The sequence below is a fragment of the Comamonas sp. CMM02 genome (genome assembly GCF_014851485.1).
Taxonomy (GTDB): Bacteria; Pseudomonadota; Gammaproteobacteria; order Burkholderiales; family Burkholderiaceae_C; genus Comamonas; species Comamonas avium.
The window spans coordinates 232326-255948 of record NZ_JACUZW010000004.1; the positions used below are offsets into that span (position 1 = coordinate 232326).

A 23623-nucleotide genomic window follows, 5' to 3' on the forward strand; every position below is an offset into this window, starting at 1 on the left:
GGTGCGACTTCTTGAGAAACCGGATCAGCGGTAGAAAGCTTGCCGTTTGTCAATCCGTGGCGCTGGCATGGTGCACTACCAGACACCCGGCTAGGCTGTAGGCATGCCTACATCTACACCGACTGAAATCCGCCGCATTCCCATGATTCGCCGCTACCAGACGTGGCTGGAGCAGCAGCGTGGCCTGCGTTTTGACAGCTATGACGCGCTGTGGCAATGGTCGGTGACCGATCTGAATGCTTTCTGGCAAAGCGTGTGGGATTACTTTGAGATGCAGTCACCCACGCCGCACAGTGCCGCCTTGGGCCGCAATGTGATGCCGGGGGCGCAGTGGTTTCCGGGGGCGCAGGTGAACTACGCGCAGCAGGTGCTGCGCCATGTGGATGCCGCGCATGCGGCAGGCATGCCTGCTGTGGTGATTGAAAATGAGCTGGCACAGGTCAGCGAGCTGTCGTGGCCCGAGCTGCGCCGTCAGGTGGCTTCGCTGGCCTTGCACCTGCAGGCGCAAGGTGTGCAGCCCGGTGATCGTGTGGCTGCGTATTTGCCCAACATTGCGCAAACGATTGTGGCTTTCCTGGCCGTGGCCAGCGTGGGCGGTGTGTGGAGCGTGTGCTCGCCCGACATGGGCACCGCTGCGGTGCTCGATCGTTTCAAGCAGATTGCACCCAAGGTGCTGATTGCGGTAGATGGCGTGTACTACGCAGGCAAAGCCATGGACCGCGGCCAGATTGCCAGTGAGCTGCGGGCACAGCTGCCCACCGTAGAGCACATGCTGGTGTTGCACACACCTTTTGCGACGCAGCCTGTGGCCGATTGCGCCAGCTGGAGCGATGCCGTGGCCCGCGACGATGCCGCGGTGGCTGCGTTCACCCCGCAATGGCTGCCGTTTGATCACCCCCTGTGGATTGTGTATTCCAGCGGCACAACTGGTTTGCCCAAACCCATCGTGCACGGCCACGGCGGCATTGTGCTGGTGGCGCTGGCCATGAAAGCCCTGCACAACGATGTGGGCTGCAGCTACGACCCGGCCAGCTGGGGCGAGCGCTTTCACTGGTACAGCTCGACCGGCTGGGTGATGTGGAACTCTCAGGTAGCAGGCTTGCTGGGCGGCACCACCTGCGTGATTTTTGACGGCAGCCCCGGGGGCAGCAAAGACCAGCCGGACTGGGGTGTGCTGTGGCGCTTTGCCGCGCGCCATCGGGTGACCAGCTTTGGTGCGGGCGCTGCCTTTTATGCCAACTGCATGAAAGCCGGGCTGGATCTGGCTGCCTGTGGTGACCTCAGCCGCATCACGGGCCTGGGGAGCACGGGCTCGCCTTTATCGCCCGATGTTCAGGCGTGGGGGACGGAGCAGTTTGCGCGCATGGGCACCCCTGATATTTGGTGGAACAACCTGTCTGGAGGTACCGACTTCTGCGGTGCCTTCATTGGCGGCAACCGCGAACTGCCCCTGCACGTGGGAGAAATGCAATGCCGCATGCTGGGCGCGGCAGTGCAGGCATGGAACGAGGCGGGAGAACCCGTGAGCGAGGCCGTGGGCGAGCTGGTGTGTACCCAGCCTATTCCGTCAATGCCTTTGTATTTTTGGGGTGACCAGGGCAACCAGCGTTATCTGAGCAGCTACTTTGACATGTACCCGGCAGGCCATGGCCGCCAGCCCGGCGGTGGAGATGGCGCGCCAGAGATGGGCGGCGTATGGCGCCACGGTGACTGGCTCAAGGTCAGCCGCGATGGCGGCTGCACCATCTATGGCCGCAGTGATGCCACCATCAACCGCCATGGCCTGCGCATGGGGACCAGCGAAATCTACAGTGCGGTAGAAGCTTTGCCCGAGGTGCTGGACAGCATGGTGGTGGACCTGGAATACCTGGGGCGCGAGAGCTTTATGCCCATGTTTGTGGTGCTGCGAGAGGGCTTGCTGCTGGATGATGCCTTGCGCGCCAGACTGGCGGCCGCCATCCGGCAGGCCTTGTCACCGCGGTTCGTGCCCGATGAAATCGTTCAGGTGGCAGAGATTCCACGCACGCTCACTGGTAAAAAGCAGGAGTTGCCGATCAAGAAGCTGCTGCTGGGCCAGCCGCTGGCCAAAGTGGTGAACCAGGACACCATGGCCAACCCCGGCAGCCTGGGGTGGTTTGTGGACTATGCACAGCAGAAAAAACAGGCCCATGCAGCCCCTGTCTGAAAAAGGTGGGCATGCACCTTGTGGTATGGCACCGATGGTGCCGTATTGGCTGTATAAGCTTGCGGGGTACACTTCGTACGTTTTGAGTTCGCGCCCCTTCTTCTAACCGCACTCCTCACCATGGCCGTTGACTCGCAGGGCGTAGCCCGATCCAGCTTTGATCTTAAAAGTGCACAGCTTGCCGTGATGGCCGTGGCATTGCGGGACACCCAAGTCTCGGTGCTGGCAACGGATCTGGCGCAGCGCTTGGCAGACGATCCCGATTTCTTCGACAACGACCCTGTGTTGATCGACTTGCAGCATGTGCGTGACAGCACAGATGCCATTGATTTCCCCAAACTGATCAAGCTGCTCAAGCGCCACCGCACGGTGCCGGTGGCGGTGTGCAATGGCTCGGTCGAGCAAATGGCGGCAGCCCATGCCGCAGGCCTCATGCCCGCTCCAGACGCGCACCCGGTGCGCACCAAGGAAGTGGTGCGTGAGGTGGAGGTGATCCGTGAGGTAGAAGTGCTGCGCGAAGTGCCAGCCCCCGCGCCCAATGCCATGATTGTGGACAAGCCCCTGCGCTCGGGCCAGCAGGTCTATGCACGAGGCTGCGATCTGGTCGTGATGGCGGTGGTGAGCTATGGTGCCGAAGTGATTGCTGACGGCAATGTGCACATCTATGCCCCTTTGCGTGGGCGTGCAGTGGCGGGGGCTCGAGGCAATACCGAGGCCCGTATTTTCAGCACCTGCATGGAGCCGCAACTGCTGTCGATTGCAGGCAATTACCGGGCGCTGGAAGACGACTTGCCCAAAAACATTGCGGGCAAGCCTGCACAAGCCCGTCTAGAGGGTGAAAAATTGGTGATTGAGCCCATGCGTTTAGCATGAGGCCTCAGCCGCTGTCCCCTCTGAACCGTATTTTTACAAGATGCTTCTTTAAGGAATCCCGCAAACATGGCCAAAATTGTCGTAGTGACCTCTGGTAAAGGTGGCGTTGGCAAAACCACCACAAGCGCAAGTTTTGCTTCTGGCCTTGCTTTGCGCGGCCACAAGACCGCCGTGATTGACTTTGACGTCGGTCTGCGCAATCTGGATCTGATCATGGGCTGCGAGCGGCGCGTGGTGTATGACCTGATCAACGTGATTCAGGGTGAGGCCAACCTCAACCAGGCGCTGATCAAAGACAAGCAGTGCGACAACCTGTTTGTACTGGCTGCTTCGCAAACCCGCGACAAAGATGCACTCACCCAAGAAGGGGTGAAGAAGGTGCTGGATGATTTGTCGGCCATGGGCTTTGAGTTCATCGTGTGCGACTCTCCTGCAGGCATTGAAAGCGGCGCGCTGCTGGCCATGCATTTTGCCGATGAGGCGCTGGTGACCACCAACCCCGAAGTGTCTTCCGTACGTGACTCGGACCGCATTTTGGGCATGCTCGGCTCCAAGACCGACAAGGCGATGAATGGGCACAGCGTGAAAGAGCATTTGCTGATCACACGCTACAACCCCAACCGTGTGGAGGACGGCCAGATGCTGTCGATCCAGGACATCGAAGACATTCTGCGTATCCCGCTGATTGGCGTGATCCCGGAGTCAGAAACGGTGCTGCAGGCCTCTAACCAGGGCGTGCCAGCCATTCACATGGATGAATCCGATGTGTCTGAAGCCTATAAGGACGTGATTTCTCGCTTTCTGGGAGAGGACAAGCCCATGCGCTTTACCGAGGCCCACAAGCCCGGGTTTTTTAAACGCATCTTTGGCGGGAGGTAAGTAGCTATGTCCATTATTTCCATGCTCTTGGGTGAGAAGAAAAAAACCGCGTCGGTAGCCAAGGAACGTCTGCAAATCATCTTGGCACGCGAACGCGTCGGCGGCTCAGGTTTTCAGCCCGACTACCTGCCGGCCTTGCAGCGCGAGCTGATGGCGGTGATCTCCAAATACGTGTCCATCAACCCCGAAGACATCAAAGTACAGCTGGAACGCCAGGAAAACCTGGAAGTGCTGGAAGTGAAAATCGAGCTGCCAGACGTGCCGCGTTAAGCGCCAGCCGCTCACTGCAGCCACAAAAAAACCGCAGCACCCTGGTTTGGGTCTGCGGTTTTTTTTATGCAGGCAGTGCAGTGCGATCAGCGCATTTTGCCGCTGTGGTACAGCAGCGGGCTGGCGTTGGCCGCATGGCGGCAGTCCTGCACTTCTCCCACCATGATGAGGTGATCGCCTTCCGGGTACTGGCTGCGTGCACGGCATTCAAAGGTGGCCAGCGCGTCTTCTAGCAAGGGCACGCCATGCGCATTGGGCTGCCATGCCACGCCTGCAAACCGGTCAATGCCCCGCTGGGCGAACTGCAAAGCCAGATCCTTGTGGTGGCTGGCCAGCACATGGATGGCGTAATGGCTGCACTGTGCAAACGCCTGGTAGCTGCCAGCGCTGCGGGCCACGCTCCACAGCACCAGTGCGGGGTCCAGAGAGACAGAGTTGAACGAGCTGACCGTCATGCCCACCGGATGGCCCTGTGCGTCCACAGTGGTGACCACCGTCACGCCAGTGGTGAACTGACCCAGGGCATTGCGAAAGTCTCGTTCGGTGAAGGTGGGCGGAAGAGCAGGGACCGCAAGAGGGGATGTATTCACAACAGCGCAAATCGAAGAAGAGAATAAATTATGCAAAGTGCGGCAGAGCGATGTGTGGGTGGGGCTAATACAGGCGCATGCTAGCTGGTCTGCTCACGTGCCAGCACGCTGTGCGTGCCCGCAATCCGCTGGGTTAGTCGCATTGGATACAGCTGGTAGCAATAGCTGTGTTTTTTGATAGCTATCAGCGCTTTGTTTGTAATGATTTCAAAGTCATTTATATCTGAAATCATTTGCAGGTAAGCGATGATAGCTATTTAAATAAAAGCAGAGCATTGACCTGAGGTGTTATCACCTTTGATGCGAGTCAAAAAATAACAGCTAAAAGGCGTGATTTGTTGCATGTAGGTTTGGTAATCGGTCTTTTTGAAGGCACATCTTGCAAAATTTGGAATCGATGCAGTTTTTTGCTGCTGCCTCACCTTGAACGACTCCAAAGGATGTTGACCGTGAAGAAGACTTTGATGACTGTGGCCGTGCTGGCTGCTGGTGCAATCGCAACCCCTGCCATGGCCGCAGACTGCGCCATCACCATCGAGGGTAATGACCAGATGCTGTTTAACATCAAAAGCGTAGAGGTGCCCAAGGCCTGCACCAAATACACCATGACCCTCAAGCACACCGGCAAGATGCCCAAGTCGTCCATGGGCCATAACATTGTGCTGACCACCACTGCTGACGCCAATGCTGCCGCCGCCGATGGCATGAAGGCTGGGGCAGCAGCGGAATACGTCAAACCGGGGGATCCCCGTGTGATCGCTTTTTCCAAGGTGATTGGCGGGGGCGAGAGCACCACGTTTGACTTTGATGTCTCCAAGCTCAAGGCGGGTACGGAGTACACCTACCTTTGCTCCTTCCCCGGTCACTCGTTCATCATGCGCGGTGTACTCAAGCTGGGCAGCTAAGTTGCCGTAGCTGGGATGCCAAGCCTTGTGCCATGTTGATGCACAAGGCTTTTTGATGTGCCCGCATGCCCCACAATGGCTGCCAAACCGGATATCCACTTGCCCCATGCTCCACTATCACACCCTGCCTGTTACCGCATTCCAGCAAAACTGTTCTTTGGTGTGGTGCGACCAGTCCAAAGATGCAGCGGTCATTGACCCAGGCGGAGAGCTGGAAACCATAGAGTGGGAGATTGAGCGGCTGGGCCTGAACCTCAAGGCCATCTGGCTGACGCATGGGCACATTGACCATGCAGGGGGCGTGGCAGAGCTGGCGGCCCGCCAGCCGCTGGACATCATCGGGCCGCATGAGGGCGATCGTTTCTGGATCGACGGCCTGCCCCAGCAGGGTGAGATGTTTGGTTTCCCACCTGCACAATCGTTTGAGCCGACGCGCTGGCTGCACGATGGTGACACCGTGCGTGTGGGTCAGGAAACTTTGCATGTGCGGCATACCCCCGGCCATACGCCCGGGCATGTGGTGTTCCACGCGCCGCAAATTGATCGCTGCTTTGTGGGCGACGTGCTGTTTGCAGGCAGCATCGGGCGCACCGATTTCCCCCAAGGCAACCACCAACAGTTGATCGACTCCATCGTTCAGCGTCTGTGGCCCATGGGAGACCAGACGGTGTTCGTGCCCGGCCACGGCCCGGAAAGCAGCTTTGGCCGTGAGCGCAAGACCAATCCTTACGTGGGCAACACCTGAGAAGGTTTTTTCAGCATGCAGGGCGTCAGCAAGGCTTCTTAGGCTGAGTGGGTCGGTGCATTCAAATTGCTGAAAAGCGCTTTTCAGTGCTGTGAACAATGCCACCCTTGCCATGTGCTGGCTGACTGAGCAGCGCAGGCGAAGGTGCGGTGACGGTGACCGGCTGTGGACTGCCAGCGAAGGCAAGTCTGTATAAAGGTGCACGAACACTGGCTTTTGGTAGCTCGCGGGTTTGATTTGCCTGGCCGCACAGCACGGCTCGACTGCGGCTTTACATCTGCCAGTGTCCCACTGCAAAGCTTCAAGGTCCGGGGGCTGCCCGCATCCCTTAGCGCTGCGTGCGCGCTGCCTGGTACAGCGCTTGTACGCGGGGGACGTTGCGCTGCAATTCGCGAATGCGTTCCGGGCCGCTGGGGTGGGTGGAGAGGAAGGCCAGACCATTGGCACTACTGCCCGTAGCGTTGCCCATTTTCTGCCACAGCGTGACCGAAGCATTGGGGTTGTAGCCAGCGCGTGCCGCAATCTCCAGACCGACCAGATCGGCGTCACTTTCGTCGTTGCGGCTAAAGCGCAGGCTCAGCAACTGGCCGCCCAGACGGGCGGCGTAGTTGCCCATGTCGCCCAGCCCCAGCAACTGCGCACCCAGTGAGATGCCAATGCTGGTGGCCGAATTTTTAGCAAGTTGCTCGCGCGAGTGTTCGCGCAGCGCATGGGCCATTTCGTGGCCCATGATCATGGCAATTTCGTCATCCGTCAGTTTGAGCTTGTCGATGATGCCGGTGAAAAAAGCGATCTTGCCGCCGGGCATGCAAAAAGCGTTCACGTCATCGCTGCGAATCAGCGCGACTGCCCAGCGCCATTGCTGCGCGCGCTCGTTCCATGCATAGGTGTGTGGAATCAGGGCGTTGGCAATGCGCTGCAAACGCTGGCTTTGTGCGTTGCTGGCGGCGACCAGAACACCTTTGGCCTTGGCTTGCTCAATCAGCTCGGCATATTGCTGCTCTGCTGCGGCCTCCAGTTCCTGCGCAGGAATCAAATGGCGCAAGCGCGATGCTTCGCCCACTTGCACCTGTGCCCAGGCCGGCGCGGCCGCCGACGCCGCGGCCACGCCGCCGAGCATTAAAAATGCCCGGCGTGCTTGCCACAAGCTGTGCGCTGCGCCGGTGTGGCGCGAGCCACAGTGGCACAAGGGCGCGTTGTCAGAATCGGCTGTGGAGGGCTGGGGCAGGAAAGGGCGCATAAATGACTCCGTCTTCAATGCGCCACAGTGTAGAAGCTGGCGTGTACCTAAGTTTGTCGGCTTTGACGCATTTCGCTGTGCACCACCAGCCATAACCCCAGCAACACCAGCGCCAGCCCTGCCAATGCCAGCCAGCTGGGAGATTCGCCCACTACCCAAATAGACAGCGCAAAGGCGGTGATGGGCTCAAACTTACTCAGCGCCACACTGGTGGCTGCGGAAACGCTGCGCAACCCAATAGAGAACAGCAGGTATGCCACGCCAGTAGCGACTACCCCCAGATACACCACCACCGCCCAGCCTTGGGCGTTGAAATGGGGGGAGCCACCCAGAGCGGCTGCAATGGGTAATGCAATGAGTGCTGCGCTGAAGAACACCCATGCGTTCACCCGCGTGACGCCGGATTGCAAAATCAGCGGCTGGCTGACGATGGCATAAGCCCCATAGGCAAACCCGGCCAGCAGACACAGAGCCAGCCCGATAAACGAGGTGTGCATGGCACCCGCTTTGCCCAGCGTCATGACAAAGCCTCCGACTACGCCAATGGCTGTGCCCAGCCACCACAAACCATGGGGCCAGCGCCGCAAGATAAGGGCTTGCAGCAAGCCTGCCCAGACGGGGCTGGAGCCAATGGCCACGGCAGTACCCAGACCGATGCCTGTGTATTGCAGCCCTGCAAAAAAAGCCATGTTGTAGGTCACCATGCACAGGGCGCACAGCAGTACGCGTGCCCAGTTCAGTGGTGCAGACTTTGCTGCGGTACGGGTGTGCAATAAACGGTTGAGCAGCAGAAAGAACGTGCCAGCCATGACCAGGCGCAGCGCGCCCACCCAGAAAGGCGGCATGCCTGCGGGTGCAAAACTGTGGGCAGTGCCCGTGGTGCCCCAGAGCACTGCAGCCAAAAGCACAAGCACGACACCGTGCATGGAAGAAAAAGATTGCGGCATGCTGAGCATGTTGCCAGCCAGCTGGCCAGCAAATGTCGAGAAACGCGCATTCTGCGCGCAAGGCATCAAAGCTTGCGCGCCCCGCCCGTACTGCAGCCGTTGCTGTGCCTTGTCGTGCGGCTTTGCGCTTTGTCTCTTCACGGTCAGCCTTTGATGGGCTGGAGCGTGTGACAGGCTCTAAGGTTTGCGCAACTGGCGTGCACCCGTGCTGCGATCGCGTCGCAGCGCATAGGCCAAAGCGCTGGCGCTGGCATAGCCGCAGGCAGTGGCGCACGATTGCAGGTTGCGCCCACGCGCCAACTGGCGCTGCGCCTCATCCAGCCGTAAGCTGCGCAGCCATTGCTGGGGTGTGGCACCGGTCAGCTCGTGCCAGCGCGCATGAAAACGCTGAGCACTGAGGTGTGTCAGTGCTGCCAGGCGCGCCGTGGGCCATGGTGCATGCAGCTCAGTGCGTACCTGGCGTTCAATAGCCTGCACGTCCACGCTGCGGCGCGAGAGCAGCAGGGGCGATTGCAGCAGCAATTGCAGACGTGCTTCAGGGTGCAGCTGGTGGGGCATGCAGCGCGCCGCAGCAGGCACCTGAAAGCGTCGTACCTTGTCGAGCGCAGGGTAGGTGCTGGCTGCAACATCCAGCACCAGCATTTGGGCCCCAGGGGGGGCCAGATAGCCGTGCCGACAGCCTGCGGGAATCAGCAGGCCGCAGGCGGTATCGACAAAGGAGGCGCGGCCCTCGACTTCCAGCTCCATGCGCCCCGTCAGTGCATAGAGCAACTGGGTGTGCCCCTGGTGCACATGCGCAGCATGCTCGCCGCAATAGTGGCGAATGCTGCAATCAACGGTAACAGGCTGGTGGGCGTTGGACATGGTGAGCCAATATGGTAGCTGGGCTGGTGATAATGGGACAACGCTTTTTGCACAGCACCATGTCTGACGCCTCATCTCCCGAATTCCCCGAGCCTTCCAAACCCCGCCGTTCCTGGGCCGCCACGGTAAAGGTGTATGCCGAGCCAGCCAGTCTGCGCATGCTGGCGTTGGGGTTCTCAGCCGGATTGCCCCTGCTGCTGGTGCTGGGAACGCTTTCATTTTGGTTGCGCGAGGCGGGGATCAACCGCACCACGATTGGTTACCTGAGCTGGGTGGCACTGGCTTACGCCTTCAAATGGTTGTGGTCGCCCTTGGTGGATCGCATGCCTTTGCCCCTGCTCACCCGGGTGCTGGGGCGTAGGCGCAGCTGGTTGCTGCTGTCGCAGGCCATGATCATGGCGGGTCTGGTGGGCATGGCGTTCAGCGACCCGCTGCGTGCGCTGGACCCCATCGTGTGGTGTGCCCTGGCGGTGGCCTTTGGTTCTGCGACGCAGGACATTGCGCTGGATGCTTTTCGCATTGAGTCGGCAGATGCTGAGCGGCAGGCCGCGCTGGCGGCCACCTACCAGACAGGTTACCGTCTGGCCATGATCTGGGCGGGTGCCGGCGCGCTGTGGCTGGCGGCCAGAGCGCAGGGCGATGTCACAGGCTATGTGCACAGCGCATGGCAGCTTGCATATCTGGTGATGGCAGCGAGCATGCTGGTGGGGGTGGTGACCGTGCTGTGTTCCAGAGAGCCCAACCCCAAGCCGCTGGTGCCGTCCAAAAATATCGGTGAATGGCTGAAAGTGGCATTGGTGGCCCCGTTTGCCGACTTTGTGCAGCGCTACCGCTGGCAGGCCGCGCTGGTGTTGGCGCTGATTGCGGTCTATCGCATCAGCGATGTGGTGATGGGCATCATGGCTAACCCTTTCTATGTAGACATGGGCTTCAGCAAGGACGAGGTGGCGGCGGTGACCAAGGTCTTTGGCGTCATCATGACGCTGCTGGGGGCCTTCATTGGCGGCGTGATGGCCATGCGCTGGGGCGTAATGCGCGTGCTGATGCTCGGTGCCATTTTGTCGGCGGCCAGTAACTTGCTGTTTGCCTGGCTGGCCACGCGGGGACATGATTTAACAGGGCTGACGCTGGTGGTCAGTGCCGACAATCTGGCCGGGGGGATTGCTTCGGCAGCCTTCATCGCCTACCTGTCAAGCCTGACGAACGTGCAGTACTCGGCCACGCAGTACGCGTTGTTCAGCTCCATGATGCTGCTGGCACCCAAATGGCTGGCGGGCTTTTCAGGGCAGTTTGTGGATGCCTACGGTTACGAGTCATTTTTTATCGCAACAGCTTGTCTGGGCCTTCCCGTGTTGATTTTGGTGGCGTTGGCATCGAAGGTAAAAATAGGCTCAGACCGCTGACAGACCAGCGTGGGCAGCTTCTCGATAGCTGCTGCGCGCCCGGTTGCGCGCGATTTACCTTGGCTTTACGCAGCAGATAAACAGCGCGCCTACACTGCAGGCTATGAGCACACATACCCTGTTGATGATTGAAGACGATGTGCGCCTGGCCGATATGGTCAGCGACTATCTGGGGCAAAACAGTTTGTCGGTCGTGCATTGCGCCGATGCCACCAGTGGGCTGGCCAGACTGCAGGGTGGTGCGGGCGCATTGCCTGATTTGTTGATCCTTGACTTGATGCTGCCGGACATGGATGGCCTGGAAGTGTGCCGCCGTGTGCGTGCAATGCCGGGGCCAGTGGCCAAAGTTCCGGTGCTCATGCTCACCGCCAAGGGCGACCCCATGGACCGCGTGATTGGTCTGGAGCTGGGGGCCGATGATTACTTGCCCAAACCTTTTGAACCCCGTGAATTGCTGGCCCGCATTCGCGCCATCTTGCGTCGGCGCGGCGATGATTTCACACCGGCTTCGGTTCAGGCTGCTGCCAATGTGATGCGCTTTGGCTCTCTGGAGATTGACCGTGATGCCCGCACCGTCAGTGTGGCTGGCGAAAGCGCAGAGCTGACCAGCTACCAGTTTGATTTGCTGGTTGCGCTGGCCGAGCGAGCCGGTCGTGTGCTGACGCGTGACCAGATCATGGAGGCCGTGCGAGGCCGTGAACTGGAGGCATTTGACCGATCGATTGACGTGCACATGGGCCGCATTCGTGCCGCCATTGAAGTGGACCCCAAAGCCCCCAAGCGCATTTTGACGGTGCGTGGCGTGGGCTATGTGTTTGCCAAGCAGCAGGATTGAGGCGCATGTTCAAGGCATTTTCCCAGCGCTTGTACCTGCGCATCTGGCTGGCCGTGGTGGGCGGGGTCGCCGTGCTGACCCTGCTGGTGGGCTGGGCGTGGCAGATGGCGGCCGAGCAAAACGCGCAAAACCAGACCGCCCCTTCGCAGCGCGAGCTGGTCATGACCGATGCACAAGGCAATGTCATCGTGCAAGGGCGTGCCTCCCGTGTGTACAGCCCCAACGATGGACTGGTATTTGAAATTGACACGGCCAAGGGCGAAAGCTGGAAGTTGTCCATGGGCGCTCGTACGCCGCACAACAACCGCCCTCCACCAGGCGGGCATGCGGCGTTCTGGCTGCGCCCGCCATTTGGTTTCTTGTGGCTGCTGGGCATGATTGGCGTGGTCGTCATCGTGGGGGTGTTTCCCATCATTCGCCGTTTGCTCAAGCGCCTTGAAAACCTGCAGCGCGGTGTGCAACGCTTTGGTGAGGGCGATCTGTCAGTGCGTGTTGCCACCGAAGGACAAGATGAGGTGGCAGATCTGGCGCGCCAGTTCAATGCTGCCGCCAGCCGTGTTCAGGAACTGGTGCAGTCGCACAAGGCCTTGCTGGCGAACGCATCGCACGAGTTGCGCTCACCGCTGGCGCGTATTCGCATGGGATTGGAGCTGATGGGGGGAGATGCCTCCGTCTCTGCGGCCAAGGCAGAGATTCAGCGCAACATTAATGAGCTGGACCAGTTGGTGGATGAAATTTTGCTGGCCAGCCGGCTGGATTCGCCAGATGTAGATATCGGCAGCACCGAGTCCATAGACCTGATTGGGCTGGCTGCTGAAGAGTGTGCCCGTGTGGAGGCCGAGCTGATTTTGCAGGGGGTGGACGCGCTGGAGGTGCAGGCGATCGCCAAATTGCTGCGCCGCGCCGTGCGCAACCTGCTTGAAAACGCACGCCGCTACAGCCAAGGAGAGGTCACTTTGACTCTCAGCCAAGAGGGTGACACTGCGGTGGTGCGTGTTGAAGACCACGGCCCTGGTGTGCCACTTGGGCAGCGTGAGCGTATTTTTGAGAAGTTCTACCGCCTGCCCGGCGCCAGTGAACGCTCCGGCGGCGTGGGGCTGGGGCTGGCCCTGGTGCGCAGCATTGCCTTGCACCATGGTGGCAGTGTGCGCTGCAAAGACCGCTGCGATGGCCTGCAAGGGGCGTGTTTTGAGCTGCGATTGCCTCAGGCCATGCCTGCATCAGCGCAGGTTTGAGTGCCGGAGTGTGCAGGCAGATCAGCCAAAAAAAAGCCGGAGGTAACTCCGGCTTTTTTGTTGCATGCGCAGTCGATTAGCGCACCAGCATGACGGGCACTGAGCAGTTCGCCAGTACCTTCGTCGATACCGAACCCATCACCAGCTTGCCCAGCGAGCCGTGGCCGTGGGTGCCCATGATGATCAGATCAAACTTTTCGTCTTCTGCAACCTTTGCAATCACTTCACCGGCGGGGCCGATTTCGGCGCGGCGTGCGGGCGTGATACCGCTTTGGCCCAGGAATTTGGTGACGGGGTCCAGCACTTTGGTGGCTTCTTCAGCGTAGTACTCATCGACCATGTCTTTGCTCAGTGCGGCACGTGCACGGGGAGGCAGGGCGGATTGGACGGTCAGGACGGTGTAGTCGTGACGGCCTGCAGCAACCAGCTCATCGTGGGCGGCCAGATAGGCCAGCATTTTTTTGGTGAAGGGGCTACCGTCAACAGCAAGCAGGATTTTCATGAGACATCTTTCCAAATTGATGAGGACAAGGGTAAACAATGGGGCGCGTGTTGTCTTGACTTAAGTCATGTTTTTGGAGCGCTGCAACCTGAAAACACTGAAATCATAAGGTGATGCAGGCGCTGGCAAGGAAATGCCCCTGCTCACCTTTGCGGGCATAGCCCAGTGGGTTGGCGACGACGCGGCAGCGCCATTCGCTGCCGTCGGCGTGCAAGCCCTGCACCTGGTAATCGCTGGGAGCATGCAGGTGGCCGTGCAGCCACAGGTCGGCATGGGCAAGCAGGTCATCCAGCGCATTGCAAAAACCTGCCGTGCCGGGTACCAGGCCGTAGCGTGGGTCGTGGCTTTGCAGGCTGGGGGCAAAGTGGGTGATGGCCACGGTTTTGCCTGCAAAGGGTTGCTGCAAAGCGTGGCGCAGCCAGTCCTGGCACACCAAGGCTTGCTCACGCATGGGCTCGGCCAGAAAGGGCTGGCCGTGGCGTGTGCCGCCAGTTTTGCGTAAATAGAAGTTGGCGGCCCGGAAGGATTTTTCACGCTGCTTGAGCAGGCGCCCCACGTCACCAGCCTGCACCTGTGGATCCAGCAGGGCGATGGCGTCATAGTCGGTCCACAAGGTGGTGCCTACAAAGCGCACCTGGTTCAAAACCAGACTTTCTCGCTCAAGCCAGATGATGCCCAGGGCATCGCAGACACGGCGCAGTCGCGCATGGGCCACATCCCAGTCCTGCATGTCGTACTCGTGGTTGCCTGGGACAAAAATCACGGGGCAAGGCCATGACGCAAATTGCGGCAGCGGCGAGAAACGCTCCAGGCCAAAGTACTCATCCTGCAGCAAACCGCCCTCTTGGTAGGAGCCTATGTCGCCCGCCAGCACCAGGACCTCGGCATCCGGGGCCGCAGTGGGCTGAAAGTGGGGGTGAGCTTCAAGGTGGAGGTCGGAGAGCAGTTGTAATTTCATAGCGCCAGAGGAAATGCACAAAACGAATTCTCGTGCATGCACGCGTTTGGTGCAGCCTTTCTAGAATCGCGTTCTTTATCGAGATGTTGCTTACTTTTTGCAAGCAAGCTGGTCAAACATGAGAACCCTTGTAAATATACGATCCAGTAGCTGGCTGCTGCTGGCGGGCCTGTGCGTGAGCGTTGTGCTGTCAGTGGGATTACCACTGTCGTGGGGCCAGGAATATGGGCTCTTGCAGAACGTGCAGGCTGCCACGCTGGTGCTGGGCATGCTGGTGGCCTTGATGGCTGCGCGCCAGCAGCGAGGCATGGCCGCGAGCAAGATTTGGTGGGTGGCAGCACTGTGCTGGCTGAGCGTGCTGGGCCATGAGCTGGCATGGGACGCGCTATCTGTCACCTCTGCCTCTGCCGGTGCAGGCGAGGTGATCGGCAGCTGGGGACTGCTGTGGTGGAAGCCCGCAATGATGGGTCTCTGTCTGGGCATGCTGCTGGCGTGCGTGTACTGGGTGGTGCGCCACCGGTTGATCAGCCGCGTTGTTTTGCGCTGGCTGCGCGAGCGGGCGATCCCCTGGGGTTGTCTGCTGGTGGCTGCGCTGGCCATGCTCCTGTCGGTGCTGGCGCAGGGCCATGGCAGCGCCTGGATGCATAAATTGCCCGATGCCACCTTGGCGGTCATGGGGGAAGTGGCCCAGTGCTGGACCTATGCTGCATTGTGGTGGGCACAGTGGGTGCTGCTGCACCACATGCAGGAGTGGCGCTCGTCCAGCTATCTGCAGACCATGCACTTTTCACTGACTAAAGGCCTTGAGCGTCGCACGATTTAAGGCTTGCAGCAGCCATTCATAGGCTGGCCGGTTGGGCCCCCGCTTGTGCCACAGGGCGTCGACGTGCACGGCCTGCACCTCCAGTGGCAGGGGGTGCACCTGCAACTGGTGCTGGATGCCGGTGATGGGCACAAAGTGCCGGGGCAGTACGGTCACCAGATCGGACTGGGTGACTACGCGTGCCGCGGTGGCGTACTGGTTGACGGTCAGCACAATGTGCCGCTCACGGCCCAGCGCAGCCAAGGCTTCATCAATGAAACCATAGGCCCGGCCTGAAAAGCTCACCAGCAGGTGCCGTGCTGCGCAGTAGTGTTCCAGCGTCAGTGGCATCAAGGCCAGCGGATGGCTTTTGCGCATGACTGCCACGTACTCCCCGTCATACAGCCTGCGGTGCTCATGCGGCACCAGTGCGCCGGACTGGGCACGGGCCGTCAGGTCGGCCAGCACGGCGGGAAAGTGCCCCACGGCCATGTCAGCGCTTTCTGCATCCAGCAAGCCACGGGGGTCGCGCGTGGTCAGCGGCACGATGCGGATCGATATGTGCGGAGCCTCACGCTCCAAAATTGGCACCAGATTGGGCACCAGCGTACCGGCGGTGGCATCGGCCATGGCCAGTACCAAGGTGATGCTGGCGGTAGCGGGGTCAAAGTGTGCCGGTGCCAGGCTTTGCTGCAGGTTGCCCAAAGCATCGCGCACGATGGGCCACAGCGTCAGCGCTCGCGGCGTGGGTTGTACGCCATGGCCCTGGCGAACCAGCAGTTCGTCGCCCAGCGCATCGCGCAAGCGGCGCATGGCATTGCTTACTGCTGGCTGAGTGAGCGCTAACTTGTCCGCGGCACGCGTCAAACTGCCTTCAGCCATGACGGCGTCAAAAACGCGAAGCAAATTCAAATCCAGCGCACGAAAGTCTTGAGGGCTCATGCTGCGGCATTTAATCATCACTGCCGTGAATGATTGGAATTCAAAATATAAATTTGAAAGGTTTTAGGGATAACCCTAGTATTGAGGCCTCGCATCACTAAGACTGCCACAAGCAACACTGCGGTGATGCACAGCCAAGGCCCCTATCATGACCACCTCGACCGCCCCCTATCCTGTCCGCACCACTCCCCGTGCATTGTTCCCATGGCTGGCCTCTATTGCCGCCAAGCAATGGAAGGCGTGGCAGGCTGCGCGCCGTGCGGTGCGTGCCGATGAGCTGACATGGAACATGGCGCTGCAAGATGCACGTGTGATGGCCGACCTGTCGCGTGCCATGTCTGCAACGGCTGCCAAACATTAAAACAGTGACGGACACCGCAGTGTCCGCACGCAAAAAGCCGCTGTCTGTGCAGCGGCTTTTTTGTTGATCCAAAGCGTAATATGTAAAAAAAGGAGCTTGCAGCGCAAGCTCCTTTTGCATTTGTGTATGTTTTGTATCTGAAGTGCTTTAAATACAAGCGTTGGCAGCTATTGTTTTAAGCAGCCAATCGTGCTTCCAGCTGTGCCTTGGTGTCCAGCAGGGCCTGAGGCATGCCGCTGGCCAATTGCTCAAAGTGCGCTGCGTGCAGCTGCATCTCTTGCGCCCAGGCGTCTTTGTCGATGCCGGTGACGGTGGCAAACTGCTCGGCGCTGAAGTTCATGCCTGTCCAGTTGATTTCACCGTATTGCGGAGCCACGCCAAAGGCGGTTTCCTGGCCTTGTACCTGGCCTTCGATGCGGTCAATCATCCACTTCAGAACGCGCATGTTTTCACCATAGCCGGGCCAGACAAACTTGCCGTCGGCATCTTTGCGGAACCAGTTGGTGGTGAAAATCTTGGGCAGTGTGGCGCCCGTGGCTTGCATTTTCTGGCCCAGATCCAGCCAGTGCTGGAAGTAGTGGCTCATGTTGTATCCGGCAAATGGCAGCATCGCAAATGGATCGCGGCGCACCACGCCTTGTGCGCCAAAGGCGGCGGCAGTGGTTTCTGAACCCATGGTGGCAGCCATGTACACGCCTTCGGTCCAGTCACGCGCTTCAGTCACCAAAGGCACGGTGGTAGAGCGGCGGCCACCGAAGATGAATGCATCAATCTTCACGCCTGCTGGGTCGTCCCAGGCTTCGTCCAGCGCCGGGTTGTTGATGGCGGCTACGGTAAAGCGGGCGTTGGGGTGGGCAGCCTTGGCGCCCGTTTCCTTGGCGATGGCGGGTGTCCAGTCTCGGCCTTGCCAGTCGATCAGGTGCTCGGGCACAAAGCCTGTGTCCTTTTCCATGCCTTCCCACCACACGTCGCCGTCGTCGGTCAGCGCAACGTTGGTGAAGATCACGTTCTCGTTGAGGCTCTTCATGCAGTTGGGGTTGGTCAGCATGTTGGTGCCGGGGGCCACGCCAAAGTAACCGGCCTCGGGGTTGATGGCGCGCAGGCTGCCGTCGGCCTGAGGCTTGATCCAGGCGATATCGTCACCAATGGTGGTGACCTTCCAGCCGTCAAAGCCAGCCGGAGGCACCAGCATGGAGAAGTTGGTCTTGCCGCAGGCCGAGGGGAAGGCGGCTGCCACGTGGTACTTCTTGCCTTGAGGGTTGCTTACGCCCAAGATCAGCATGTGCTCTGCCAGCCAGCCCTGATCGCGGCCCATGGTGGAGGCAATGCGCAGCGCAAAACACTTTTTGCCCAGCAGCGCGTTGCCGCCGTAGCCCGAGCCATACGACCAGATTTCACGCGTTTCTGGGTAATGCACGATGTACTTGGTCGTGGGGTTGCACGGCCAGCTGGTGGTGTCTTTCTCGCCGTCCTTGAGTGGCGCGCCCACGGTGTGCACGCAGGGTACAAACTCGCCATCGGTGCCAATCACGTCGTACACGGCCTTGCCCATGCGGGTCATGATCTTCATGTTGACGGCCACATAGGCGCTGTCAGACAGTTCAATACCAATGTGTGCAATGGGGGAGCCCAGCGGACCCATGGAAAACGGCACCACATACATGGTGCGCCCGGCCATGCAGCCGTCAAACAGGGGGTTCAAGAGCGCGCGCATTTCTGCGGGCGCTTTCCAGTTGTTGGTGGGGCCGGCGTTTTCTTCTTTTTCGCAGCAGATGAAAGTGCGGTCTTCTACGCGGGCCACGTCCGATGGGTCAGAGCAGGCCAGAAAGCTGTTGGCGCGCTTGGCGGGGTTGAGCTTTTTGAAGGTACCTGCATCCACCAGTTGCTGGCACAGCGCGTCGTACTCGGCTTGCGAGCCATCGCACCAATGCACCTTGGCGGGCTTGCACAAGGCCACCATTTCACTGACCCAGGCAATCAGCTGGGGGTTTTTTACATAGTCTGGGGCCTGCACTTGCAGAGCCTTGGGCGCGGCTGCGTTCATCGATGTCTCCGGGATAGTTAAAAGCGGTGATGACAGGCTCCACGCGGAGACTCTCAGCACCGTTTTTTGCTTTTCTCTCTGGTCTGACTTGCCACATTTTTCGGCAGCAGGCGGTCATTCTAGGCAGGCGTCATAAAAAAGCCATCCGTGCTGCATGGAAAACTATGCATTTGGTGCATTACTTTATGCAAATCAAAATCTGCGCAATTCGCCAGGATTTGGGATGTGGGTAGGCACAGTGGCGGCAGGTGTGATCGCCCGCACAATGCAGGCAGTGAAAGGTTTAGCGATGTCTCAACAACAATTCTTGGAAGCTTTGCTGCAAACGCTGGGTGCAGATACGGTGCTGGTAGGTGATGCGGTGCAAGCGCGCTACCACACGGACTGGAGCGGCACGCCCCCTGTGGCCCCGCTGGCCTTGGTGCGCCCGCGCAGCACAGAAGATGTCAGCGCTGCCCTGCGGCTGTGCCATGCGCACCGCATCCCTGTGGTGCCTCAAGGCGGCTTGACGGGGCTGGCCGGTGGTGCGGTGCCCGTGCAGGCAAGTGTGACCATCTCCATGGAGCGCATGAGCGCTATCGAAGACATCAGCGCCCGCTCTGCGGTGATGACGGTGCAGGCCGGAGCCACATTGCAGGCCGTGCAAGAGGCGGCAGTGCAAGCGGGTCTGGTGTTTGGCGTGGATCTGGGCGCGCGCGGCAGCTGCCAGATTGGCGGCAACGTGGCCACCAATGCAGGTGGCAATGGTGTGCTGCAGCACGGCATGATGCGCGAGCAAGTGCTGGGGCTGGAGGTGGTGCTGGCAGACGGCAGCGTGCTGCCCATGCTGCGCCCCATGATCAAGAACAACACGGGCTACGACCTCAAACAGTTTTTCATTGGCTCTGAAGGTACGCTGGGCGTCATCACCCGCGTGCTGCTGCGTCTGCGCCCCCAGCCGCAAGCCAAGGCCACAGCCTTGGTGGCCATGCCCAATTTTGATGCCGCACTGGCCGTGCTGCAGCACATGCAGCAGCGCTTTGGCAACAGCGTGGCTGCGTTTGAATTGATGTGGGACAGTTTTGTGCAGGCCTCTGTGCAATGGCAGCAACTGCAAGCTCCATTTGCTGAAAACCACCCTTTTCTGGCGCTGATCGATGTCGACGGCAAAGACGAGGCCAGCCTGCAAGATGCCGTAGAAGAAGCCTTGGGCGCTGCCATGGAAGGCGGGGATGTGCTGGATGCCGTGATTGCCCAGTCACACACTCAGGCCAAGGCGCTGTGGAAACTGCGCGAGGCCCCGGCAGAACTCAATAACAACATGCACCCGCCCATCAACTTTGATGTGAGCCTGCCGCAGGCAGACATTGGCCGCTTTGCGCAGGCCATACAGGCCGCGTTCGATGCGCGCTGGCCCGGTCACTTCACACTGTTTTTTGGCCACGTGGGCGACGGCAATCTGCATGTCTCCACCGATGGCGCTACCGTGAATGGCGAGTGCGAGGCCGTGGAAGAGATGCTCTACCAGGTGGTGGGCGAATTTCATGGCTCGGTGTCTGCAGAGCACGGTATTGGACTGCACAAAAAGCCGTATCTGGCCTTGAGCCGAACCCCGCAAGAGCTGGCCGCCATGCGCGCCATCAAGGCTGCGTGGGACCCGCTGGGCATCCTCAACCCCGGCAAAGTGCTGTAAAGCTAGCTACGTCAAGGCGTGCCATGGCGCGCCTCTTGCTTTGGAAATGGTATTTTTGATAGCTATCTGCGTATGACCCAAGCTCCTTCGCCCTTTGTTTTTCACCAAGGCACAGCGCCTTTACTGATCTCCATGCCGCATGCGGGCACGCATGTGCCGCCGCCGATCGCTGACAGCCTGACCGCAGAAGCCCGGCAGGTGCCCGATACCGACTGGCACATGCCGCTGCTGTACGACTTTGCCAAAGCCATGGGCGCTTCCATTCTTGTGGCCACGCATTCGCGCTATGTGGTCGATCTGAACCGCCCGCCCAATGGTGAAAGCCTGTACCCCGGCCAAAGCGTGACGGGGCTGTGTCCGGTCGATACCTTTGCCGATACACCGCTGTACGCCGATGCGCGGCAAAGCGTAGAGGCCGCTGAAGTGGTACGCCGCCGCGATGCCTACTGGCAGCCCTACCACGGCCAACTGCGTGCCGAGCTGGACCGTCTGCAGGCCACGCATGGCCGTGCTGTGCTGTGGGATGCGCATTCCATCCGTTCCGTGCTGCCGCGCTTTTTTGAGGGCAAGCTGCCCGACCTGAATCTGGGCACGGTGGATGGCACCAGCTGCGATGCTGCACTGGCGCAGCAACTGCTGCAGATTGCGCAAACGGCCCCGGGGCATACGGCGGTGCTCAATGGCCGCTTCAAGGGCGGCTACATCACGCGCCACTACGGCCAGCCTGCGCGCAACATCCACGCCGTGCAGCTGGAGATGACGCAGTGCAGCTACATGCAAGAGGCGCTGCCGTTTGACTACCTGCCCGAGCGCGCTGAGCGCATTCAACCCACGCTGCAGCGCATGCTGCAAGCTGCACTGGACTTTGCCAGGGCATGAGCCTGCCGCTGTTTGACACCCCTGCCTTGCCACCGCACACCCTGGACGATGGCGCTGTGCTGCTGCGTGGCTGGGCCGCTGCGCAAGAGGATGCATGGGTGGCCGCCGTGCGCAGTGTGGCTGCACAGGCTGCGTTTCGCACCATGGTGCGCCCCGGCGGCGCGGCCTTGTCGGTGGCCATGACCAATTGCGGCCACTGGGGCTGGGTGTCAGACGCTCAGCGTTACAGCTACAGCAGCACCGATCCACGCACGGGCCTGCCCTGGCCAGCCATGCCTGCCTTCATGTTCGAGCAGGCGGTGGCAGCTGCACAAGCGGCAGGCTATGGCGGCTACGCACCGGATGCCTGCCTGATGAACCGCTACCAGCCCGGAGCCAGACTGACTCTGCACCGCGACGAAGATGAGATGGACTGGCATGCCCCCATCGTCTCTGTCTCGCTGGGGTTGCCGTGCACCTTTCTATGGGGCGGGCTGACACGCCAGTCGCCCGTGCGCCGCGTGCCTTTGATGCACGGGGACGTACTGGTCTGGGGTGGTGCCACGCGCATGGCCTACCACGGCGTCAATCCGCTCAAGGATGGCAGGCATCACCTGCTGGGGGCAGAGCGCTGGAATCTGACCTTTCGCATGGCCAAGCGCTACTACGACAGTGGCGCTGCCCCCGCTGCTGCGCACTGAGGCCTTCGCGCATGGAATGCGCCCAAGCCCGGCAGGGCAGAGATGGCAAACCTACAATCGGGGGCTATGAGCCTGCCCCACTACACCCGCGCCCAAGAGCTGCCTGCCCTGCTGCAGCAACGTATTGCCATTCTGGATGGTGCCATGGGCACCATGATTCAACGCTTCAAGCTGGGTGAAGCCCAGTACCGGGGCGAAGGCTACCAAGGCGCAGATGGCGCAGGCAACCGTTTTGCCGACTTTGCCCACGACGTGAAGGGCAACAACGAGCTGCTGTCCATCACCCGCCCGGACGTGATTCGGGACATCCACGAAAAGTACCTGGCCGCCGGTGCCGACCTGATCGAGACCAACACCTTTGGCGCGACCACCGTGGCGCAAGAGGACTACCACATGGCCGATTTGGCGCGCGAGATGAACCTCAAGAGCGCCCAGCTGGCCCGTGCCGCCTGCGACAAGTACAGCGTGAATGGCCGCAAGTGCTATGTGGCCGGTGCACTGGGCCCTACGCCCAAGACCGCATCGATCAGCCCTGACGTCAACGACCCCGGTGCGCGCAATGTGAGTTTTGAGACACTGCGCCAAGCCTACTTTGAGCAGACCGTGGATCTGATCAACGGCGGCGCAGACGTGATTTTGGTGGAAACCATTTTCGACACGCTCAACGCCAAGGCGGCGCTGTTTGCGGTGCAAGAGGCGTTTGAGGCCACGGGCGAAGTGCTGCCCATCATGATCAGCGGCACCGTGACCGATGCGTCGGGCCGCATCTTGTCGGGCCAGACCGTGACGGCCTTCTGGCACAGCGTGCGCCACAGCAACCCCCTGTCGGTGGGCCTGAACTGCGCGCTGGGTGCCACGCTGATGCGCCCCTACATTCAGGAGCTGGCCAAGGCCGCGCCAGACACCTTCATCAGTTGCTACCCCAACGCAGGTTTGCCCAACCCCATGAGCGACACCGGCTTTGATGAAACGCCCGATGTCACCAGCCGTCTGGTGCATGAGTTTGCGGCCGAAGGCCTGGTCAACATTGTGGGTGGCTGCTGCGGCACTACGCCCGATCACATTGGCGCGATTGCCAGGGCGGTGTCTGGCGACAAGGGCCGCAAGCTGTTCTATCCCGCTGAAGCCTGATGGCCAGACGAGCTGGCATTGAACGCTTTCTGAGTCAGCGTTGACAGCTATTTTTTCAAGCGCCTTGTGCATTGGTACAAGGCGCTTTTTGCATGGCGGTTTGCGCGGCTGCTGAACCTCTGCGTCTGAACGCACCAAAAAAAGCCCTGCAAAGCAGGGCTGTAAAGTGCCACTCAGGAAAACACAGGGACTAGGCCTGCGCGTGGTGCACGCTCAGGTCATGGTGTTGGGGCAGGGGGCTGGGCGCATCACGCCAACTCCGCCTGCGCTTCAATGCGCGGGTAAAACTCCAGGTTTTCGCGCTGCATGCGTTCGTGCAGGCGGCGCAGCACGTTGTTCGCATCGGCCCGAAAACCTTCGGCATCCTCGCGCAGGTGCTGTGCCGTATTCCAGCGGCGCACAAAGGCGTCATAGGCCTGGGCCAGCGGTGCCATCTCGGCCTGGTACATGCGACCCAGCCGGGCCAGGTCTGCATCGTCGCCGCGCTGCAGCGACGGATACAGCGCCTGATCTTCCACGGCCAGATGCAGCTTGATCACGGCGCTCATGCCGACAATGCCTTCGGCAATGGCTTGCGCGTTGTCAGCCACACCGGCATGTGTGAGCGTACGCAGGGCGGCTACGCGGCGCAGGATGTCGGTGTGCTGGTGCTTGAGTTTGTCGATCTGCATAAAGCTTCCT

24 protein-coding genes are annotated in these 23623 nt (G+C 60.4%); 15 read left to right on the forward strand and 9 right to left on the reverse strand.

Annotated features, from left to right (window positions below; genetic code table 11):
- The first annotated feature begins 103 nt into the window (after positions 1-103).
- From IB213_RS14635 to minE, 4 genes are all read left to right on the forward strand, one after another.
- A complete protein-coding gene (locus tag IB213_RS14635; RefSeq protein WP_192407451.1) occupies positions 104-2185 on the forward strand; it encodes an acetoacetate--CoA ligase in 2082 nt (693 codons plus the stop codon).
- A 120-nt stretch (positions 2186-2305) separates the two neighbouring features.
- Positions 2306-3058: a septum site-determining protein MinC gene (minC, locus tag IB213_RS14640; protein ID WP_191722000.1), complete on the forward strand. Its 753-nt coding sequence runs from the start codon at positions 2306-2308 to the stop codon at positions 3056-3058.
- 66 nt (positions 3059-3124) lie between these two features.
- Positions 3125-3937 carry a septum site-determining protein MinD gene (minD, locus tag IB213_RS14645; RefSeq protein WP_191722001.1) on the forward strand — a complete coding sequence of 271 codons (813 nt, stop codon included), beginning with the start codon at positions 3125-3127 and terminating at the stop codon, positions 3935-3937.
- A gap of 6 nt (positions 3938-3943) precedes the next feature.
- Positions 3944-4207, forward strand: coding sequence for a cell division topological specificity factor MinE (minE, locus tag IB213_RS14650; RefSeq protein WP_191722002.1), 264 nt, complete (start codon positions 3944-3946; stop codon positions 4205-4207).
- 86 nt (positions 4208-4293) lie between these two features.
- Here minE and IB213_RS14655 read toward each other — a convergent pair whose 3' ends face one another.
- The gene (locus tag IB213_RS14655) at positions 4294-4797 is read right to left on the reverse strand and encodes a flavin reductase family protein (RefSeq protein WP_191722003.1); all 504 of its coding nucleotides are present in this window, start codon (positions 4795-4797) and stop codon (positions 4294-4296) included.
- 440 nt (positions 4798-5237) lie between these two features.
- Here IB213_RS14655 and azu point away from each other — a divergent pair, with 440 nt between their 5' ends.
- Both azu and IB213_RS14665 read left to right on the forward strand, forming a co-directional pair.
- Positions 5238-5702, forward strand: a complete 465-nt coding sequence (gene azu / locus IB213_RS14660; protein WP_192407454.1) for an azurin — start codon at positions 5238-5240, stop codon at positions 5700-5702.
- A gap of 106 nt (positions 5703-5808) precedes the next feature.
- On the forward strand, positions 5809-6447 hold the full coding sequence (locus IB213_RS14665; protein WP_191722005.1) for an MBL fold metallo-hydrolase: 639 nt from the start codon (positions 5809-5811) through the stop codon (positions 6445-6447).
- Between the two features lie 328 nt (positions 6448-6775).
- Here the strand turns inward: IB213_RS14665 and IB213_RS14670 are convergent, their stop codons facing one another.
- The 3 genes from IB213_RS14670 to IB213_RS14680 form a co-directional block, all read right to left on the reverse strand.
- A complete protein-coding gene (locus IB213_RS14670; protein WP_225561153.1) occupies positions 6776-7567 on the reverse strand; it encodes a M48 family metallopeptidase in 792 nt (263 codons plus the stop codon).
- A gap of 167 nt (positions 7568-7734) precedes the next feature.
- Positions 7735-8775 carry a DMT family transporter gene (locus IB213_RS14675; RefSeq protein ID WP_370551220.1) on the reverse strand — a complete coding sequence of 347 codons (1041 nt, stop codon included), beginning with the start codon at positions 8773-8775 and terminating at the stop codon, positions 7735-7737.
- 36 nt (positions 8776-8811) lie between these two features.
- Positions 8812-9498 carry an AraC family transcriptional regulator gene (locus tag IB213_RS14680; protein ID WP_191722007.1) on the reverse strand — a complete coding sequence of 229 codons (687 nt, stop codon included), beginning with the start codon at positions 9496-9498 and terminating at the stop codon, positions 8812-8814.
- Between the two features lie 59 nt (positions 9499-9557).
- Between IB213_RS14680 and IB213_RS14685 the strand changes: the two genes are divergently transcribed.
- From IB213_RS14685 to IB213_RS14695, 3 genes are all read left to right on the forward strand, one after another.
- Positions 9558-10901 carry an MFS transporter gene (locus IB213_RS14685; RefSeq protein WP_192407458.1) on the forward strand — a complete coding sequence of 448 codons (1344 nt, stop codon included), beginning with the start codon at positions 9558-9560 and terminating at the stop codon, positions 10899-10901.
- 103 nt (positions 10902-11004) lie between these two features.
- On the forward strand, positions 11005-11736 hold the full coding sequence (locus IB213_RS14690; RefSeq protein WP_191722009.1) for a response regulator: 732 nt from the start codon (positions 11005-11007) through the stop codon (positions 11734-11736).
- Positions 11737-11741: 5 nt separating this feature from the next.
- Complete coding sequence (locus IB213_RS14695; protein WP_192407460.1) at positions 11742-12971, forward strand: ATP-binding protein; 1230 nt, start codon at positions 11742-11744, stop codon at positions 12969-12971.
- A gap of 76 nt (positions 12972-13047) precedes the next feature.
- Here the strand turns inward: IB213_RS14695 and IB213_RS14700 are convergent, their stop codons facing one another.
- Complete coding sequence (locus IB213_RS14700; RefSeq protein WP_191722011.1) at positions 13048-13473, reverse strand: universal stress protein; 426 nt, start codon at positions 13471-13473, stop codon at positions 13048-13050.
- 103 nt (positions 13474-13576) lie between these two features.
- Positions 13577-14431: a metallophosphoesterase gene (locus IB213_RS14705; RefSeq protein ID WP_191722012.1), complete on the reverse strand. Its 855-nt coding sequence runs from the start codon at positions 14429-14431 to the stop codon at positions 13577-13579.
- Positions 14432-14549: 118 nt separating this feature from the next.
- On the opposite strand from IB213_RS14705, the gene IB213_RS14710 reads away from it, so the two are divergent.
- Positions 14550-15254, forward strand: coding sequence for a hypothetical protein (locus IB213_RS14710; protein ID WP_192407462.1), 705 nt, complete (start codon positions 14550-14552; stop codon positions 15252-15254).
- Here IB213_RS14710 and IB213_RS14715 read toward each other — a convergent pair.
- The gene (locus IB213_RS14715) at positions 15219-16175 is read right to left on the reverse strand and encodes a LysR family transcriptional regulator (RefSeq protein ID WP_191722014.1); all 957 of its coding nucleotides are present in this window, start codon (positions 16173-16175) and stop codon (positions 15219-15221) included. The two genes, IB213_RS14710 and IB213_RS14715, sit on opposite strands and share 36 nt — an antisense overlap.
- A 148-nt stretch (positions 16176-16323) precedes the next feature.
- Here IB213_RS14715 and IB213_RS14720 point away from each other — a divergent pair, with 148 nt between their 5' ends.
- Positions 16324-16536: a hypothetical protein gene (locus IB213_RS14720; protein WP_191722015.1), complete on the forward strand. Its 213-nt coding sequence runs from the start codon at positions 16324-16326 to the stop codon at positions 16534-16536.
- A 175-nt stretch (positions 16537-16711) separates the two neighbouring features.
- Here the strand turns inward: IB213_RS14720 and IB213_RS14725 are convergent, their stop codons facing one another.
- Positions 16712-18580, reverse strand: coding sequence for a phosphoenolpyruvate carboxykinase (GTP) (locus IB213_RS14725; RefSeq protein ID WP_192407464.1), 1869 nt, complete (start codon positions 18578-18580; stop codon positions 16712-16714).
- Positions 18581-18869: 289 nt separating this feature from the next.
- Between IB213_RS14725 and IB213_RS14730 the strand changes: the two genes are divergently transcribed.
- The 4 genes from IB213_RS14730 (at position 18870) to IB213_RS14745 (ending at position 22942) form a co-directional block, all read left to right on the forward strand.
- Positions 18870-20252, forward strand: coding sequence for an FAD-binding oxidoreductase (locus IB213_RS14730; RefSeq protein WP_192407466.1), 1383 nt, complete (start codon positions 18870-18872; stop codon positions 20250-20252).
- Positions 20253-20324: 72 nt separating this feature from the next.
- Positions 20325-21131: an N-formylglutamate deformylase gene (hutG, locus tag IB213_RS14735; protein WP_191722018.1), complete on the forward strand. Its 807-nt coding sequence runs from the start codon at positions 20325-20327 to the stop codon at positions 21129-21131.
- Positions 21128-21811: a DNA oxidative demethylase AlkB gene (gene alkB / locus IB213_RS14740; RefSeq protein ID WP_192407468.1), complete on the forward strand. Its 684-nt coding sequence runs from the start codon at positions 21128-21130 to the stop codon at positions 21809-21811. Before hutG ends, alkB begins: the two co-directional genes overlap by 4 nt.
- A 66-nt stretch (positions 21812-21877) precedes the next feature.
- On the forward strand, positions 21878-22942 hold the full coding sequence (locus IB213_RS14745) for a homocysteine S-methyltransferase family protein (protein WP_192407635.1): 1065 nt from the start codon (positions 21878-21880) through the stop codon (positions 22940-22942).
- Positions 22943-23190: 248 nt separating this feature from the next.
- Here IB213_RS14745 and IB213_RS14750 read toward each other — a convergent pair whose 3' ends face one another.
- Complete coding sequence (locus tag IB213_RS14750) at positions 23191-23613, reverse strand: hemerythrin domain-containing protein (RefSeq protein WP_191722021.1); 423 nt, start codon at positions 23611-23613, stop codon at positions 23191-23193.
- Positions 23614-23623: the final 10 nt, after the last annotated feature.

What these genes read in the sequence shown, in the direction of transcription:
- IB213_RS14670 (WP_225561153.1), bottom strand. Translation starts at nt 7,567, where the DNA reads ATGCTCGGCGGCGTGGCCGCGGCGTCGGCGGCCGCGCCGGCCTGGGCA.
- IB213_RS14705 (WP_191722012.1), bottom strand. Translation starts at nt 14,431, where the DNA reads ATGAAATTACAACTGCTCTCCGACCTCCACCTTGAAGCTCACCCCCAC.
- IB213_RS14685 (WP_192407458.1), top strand. Translation starts at nt 9,558, where the DNA reads ATGTCTGACGCCTCATCTCCCGAATTCCCCGAGCCTTCCAAACCCCGC.
- IB213_RS14710 (WP_192407462.1), top strand. Translation starts at nt 14,550, where the DNA reads ATGAGAACCCTTGTAAATATACGATCCAGTAGCTGGCTGCTGCTGGCG.
- IB213_RS14745 (WP_192407635.1), top strand. Translation starts at nt 21,878, where the DNA reads ATGAGCCTGCCCCACTACACCCGCGCCCAAGAGCTGCCTGCCCTGCTG.
- IB213_RS14635 (WP_192407451.1), top strand. Translation starts at nt 104, where the DNA reads ATGCCTACATCTACACCGACTGAAATCCGCCGCATTCCCATGATTCGC.
- IB213_RS14700 (WP_191722011.1), bottom strand. Translation starts at nt 13,473, where the DNA reads ATGAAAATCCTGCTTGCTGTTGACGGTAGCCCCTTCACCAAAAAAATG.
- IB213_RS14695 (WP_192407460.1), top strand. Translation starts at nt 11,742, where the DNA reads ATGTTCAAGGCATTTTCCCAGCGCTTGTACCTGCGCATCTGGCTGGCC.
- alkB (WP_192407468.1), top strand. Translation starts at nt 21,128, where the DNA reads ATGAGCCTGCCGCTGTTTGACACCCCTGCCTTGCCACCGCACACCCTG.
- azu (WP_192407454.1), top strand. Translation starts at nt 5,238, where the DNA reads ATGTTGACCGTGAAGAAGACTTTGATGACTGTGGCCGTGCTGGCTGCT.
- IB213_RS14715 (WP_191722014.1), bottom strand. Translation starts at nt 16,175, where the DNA reads ATGAGCCCTCAAGACTTTCGTGCGCTGGATTTGAATTTGCTTCGCGTT.
- IB213_RS14730 (WP_192407466.1), top strand. Translation starts at nt 18,870, where the DNA reads ATGTCTCAACAACAATTCTTGGAAGCTTTGCTGCAAACGCTGGGTGCA.
- IB213_RS14690 (WP_191722009.1), top strand. Translation starts at nt 11,005, where the DNA reads ATGAGCACACATACCCTGTTGATGATTGAAGACGATGTGCGCCTGGCC.
- IB213_RS14750 (WP_191722021.1), bottom strand. Translation starts at nt 23,613, where the DNA reads ATGCAGATCGACAAACTCAAGCACCAGCACACCGACATCCTGCGCCGC.
- minC (WP_191722000.1), top strand. Translation starts at nt 2,306, where the DNA reads ATGGCCGTTGACTCGCAGGGCGTAGCCCGATCCAGCTTTGATCTTAAA.
- IB213_RS14720 (WP_191722015.1), top strand. Translation starts at nt 16,324, where the DNA reads ATGACCACCTCGACCGCCCCCTATCCTGTCCGCACCACTCCCCGTGCA.
- minE (WP_191722002.1), top strand. Translation starts at nt 3,944, where the DNA reads ATGTCCATTATTTCCATGCTCTTGGGTGAGAAGAAAAAAACCGCGTCG.
- hutG (WP_191722018.1), top strand. Translation starts at nt 20,325, where the DNA reads ATGACCCAAGCTCCTTCGCCCTTTGTTTTTCACCAAGGCACAGCGCCT.
- minD (WP_191722001.1), top strand. Translation starts at nt 3,125, where the DNA reads ATGGCCAAAATTGTCGTAGTGACCTCTGGTAAAGGTGGCGTTGGCAAA.
- IB213_RS14665 (WP_191722005.1), top strand. Translation starts at nt 5,809, where the DNA reads ATGCTCCACTATCACACCCTGCCTGTTACCGCATTCCAGCAAAACTGT.
- IB213_RS14725 (WP_192407464.1), bottom strand. Translation starts at nt 18,580, where the DNA reads ATGAACGCAGCCGCGCCCAAGGCTCTGCAAGTGCAGGCCCCAGACTAT.
- IB213_RS14680 (WP_191722007.1), bottom strand. Translation starts at nt 9,498, where the DNA reads ATGTCCAACGCCCACCAGCCTGTTACCGTTGATTGCAGCATTCGCCAC.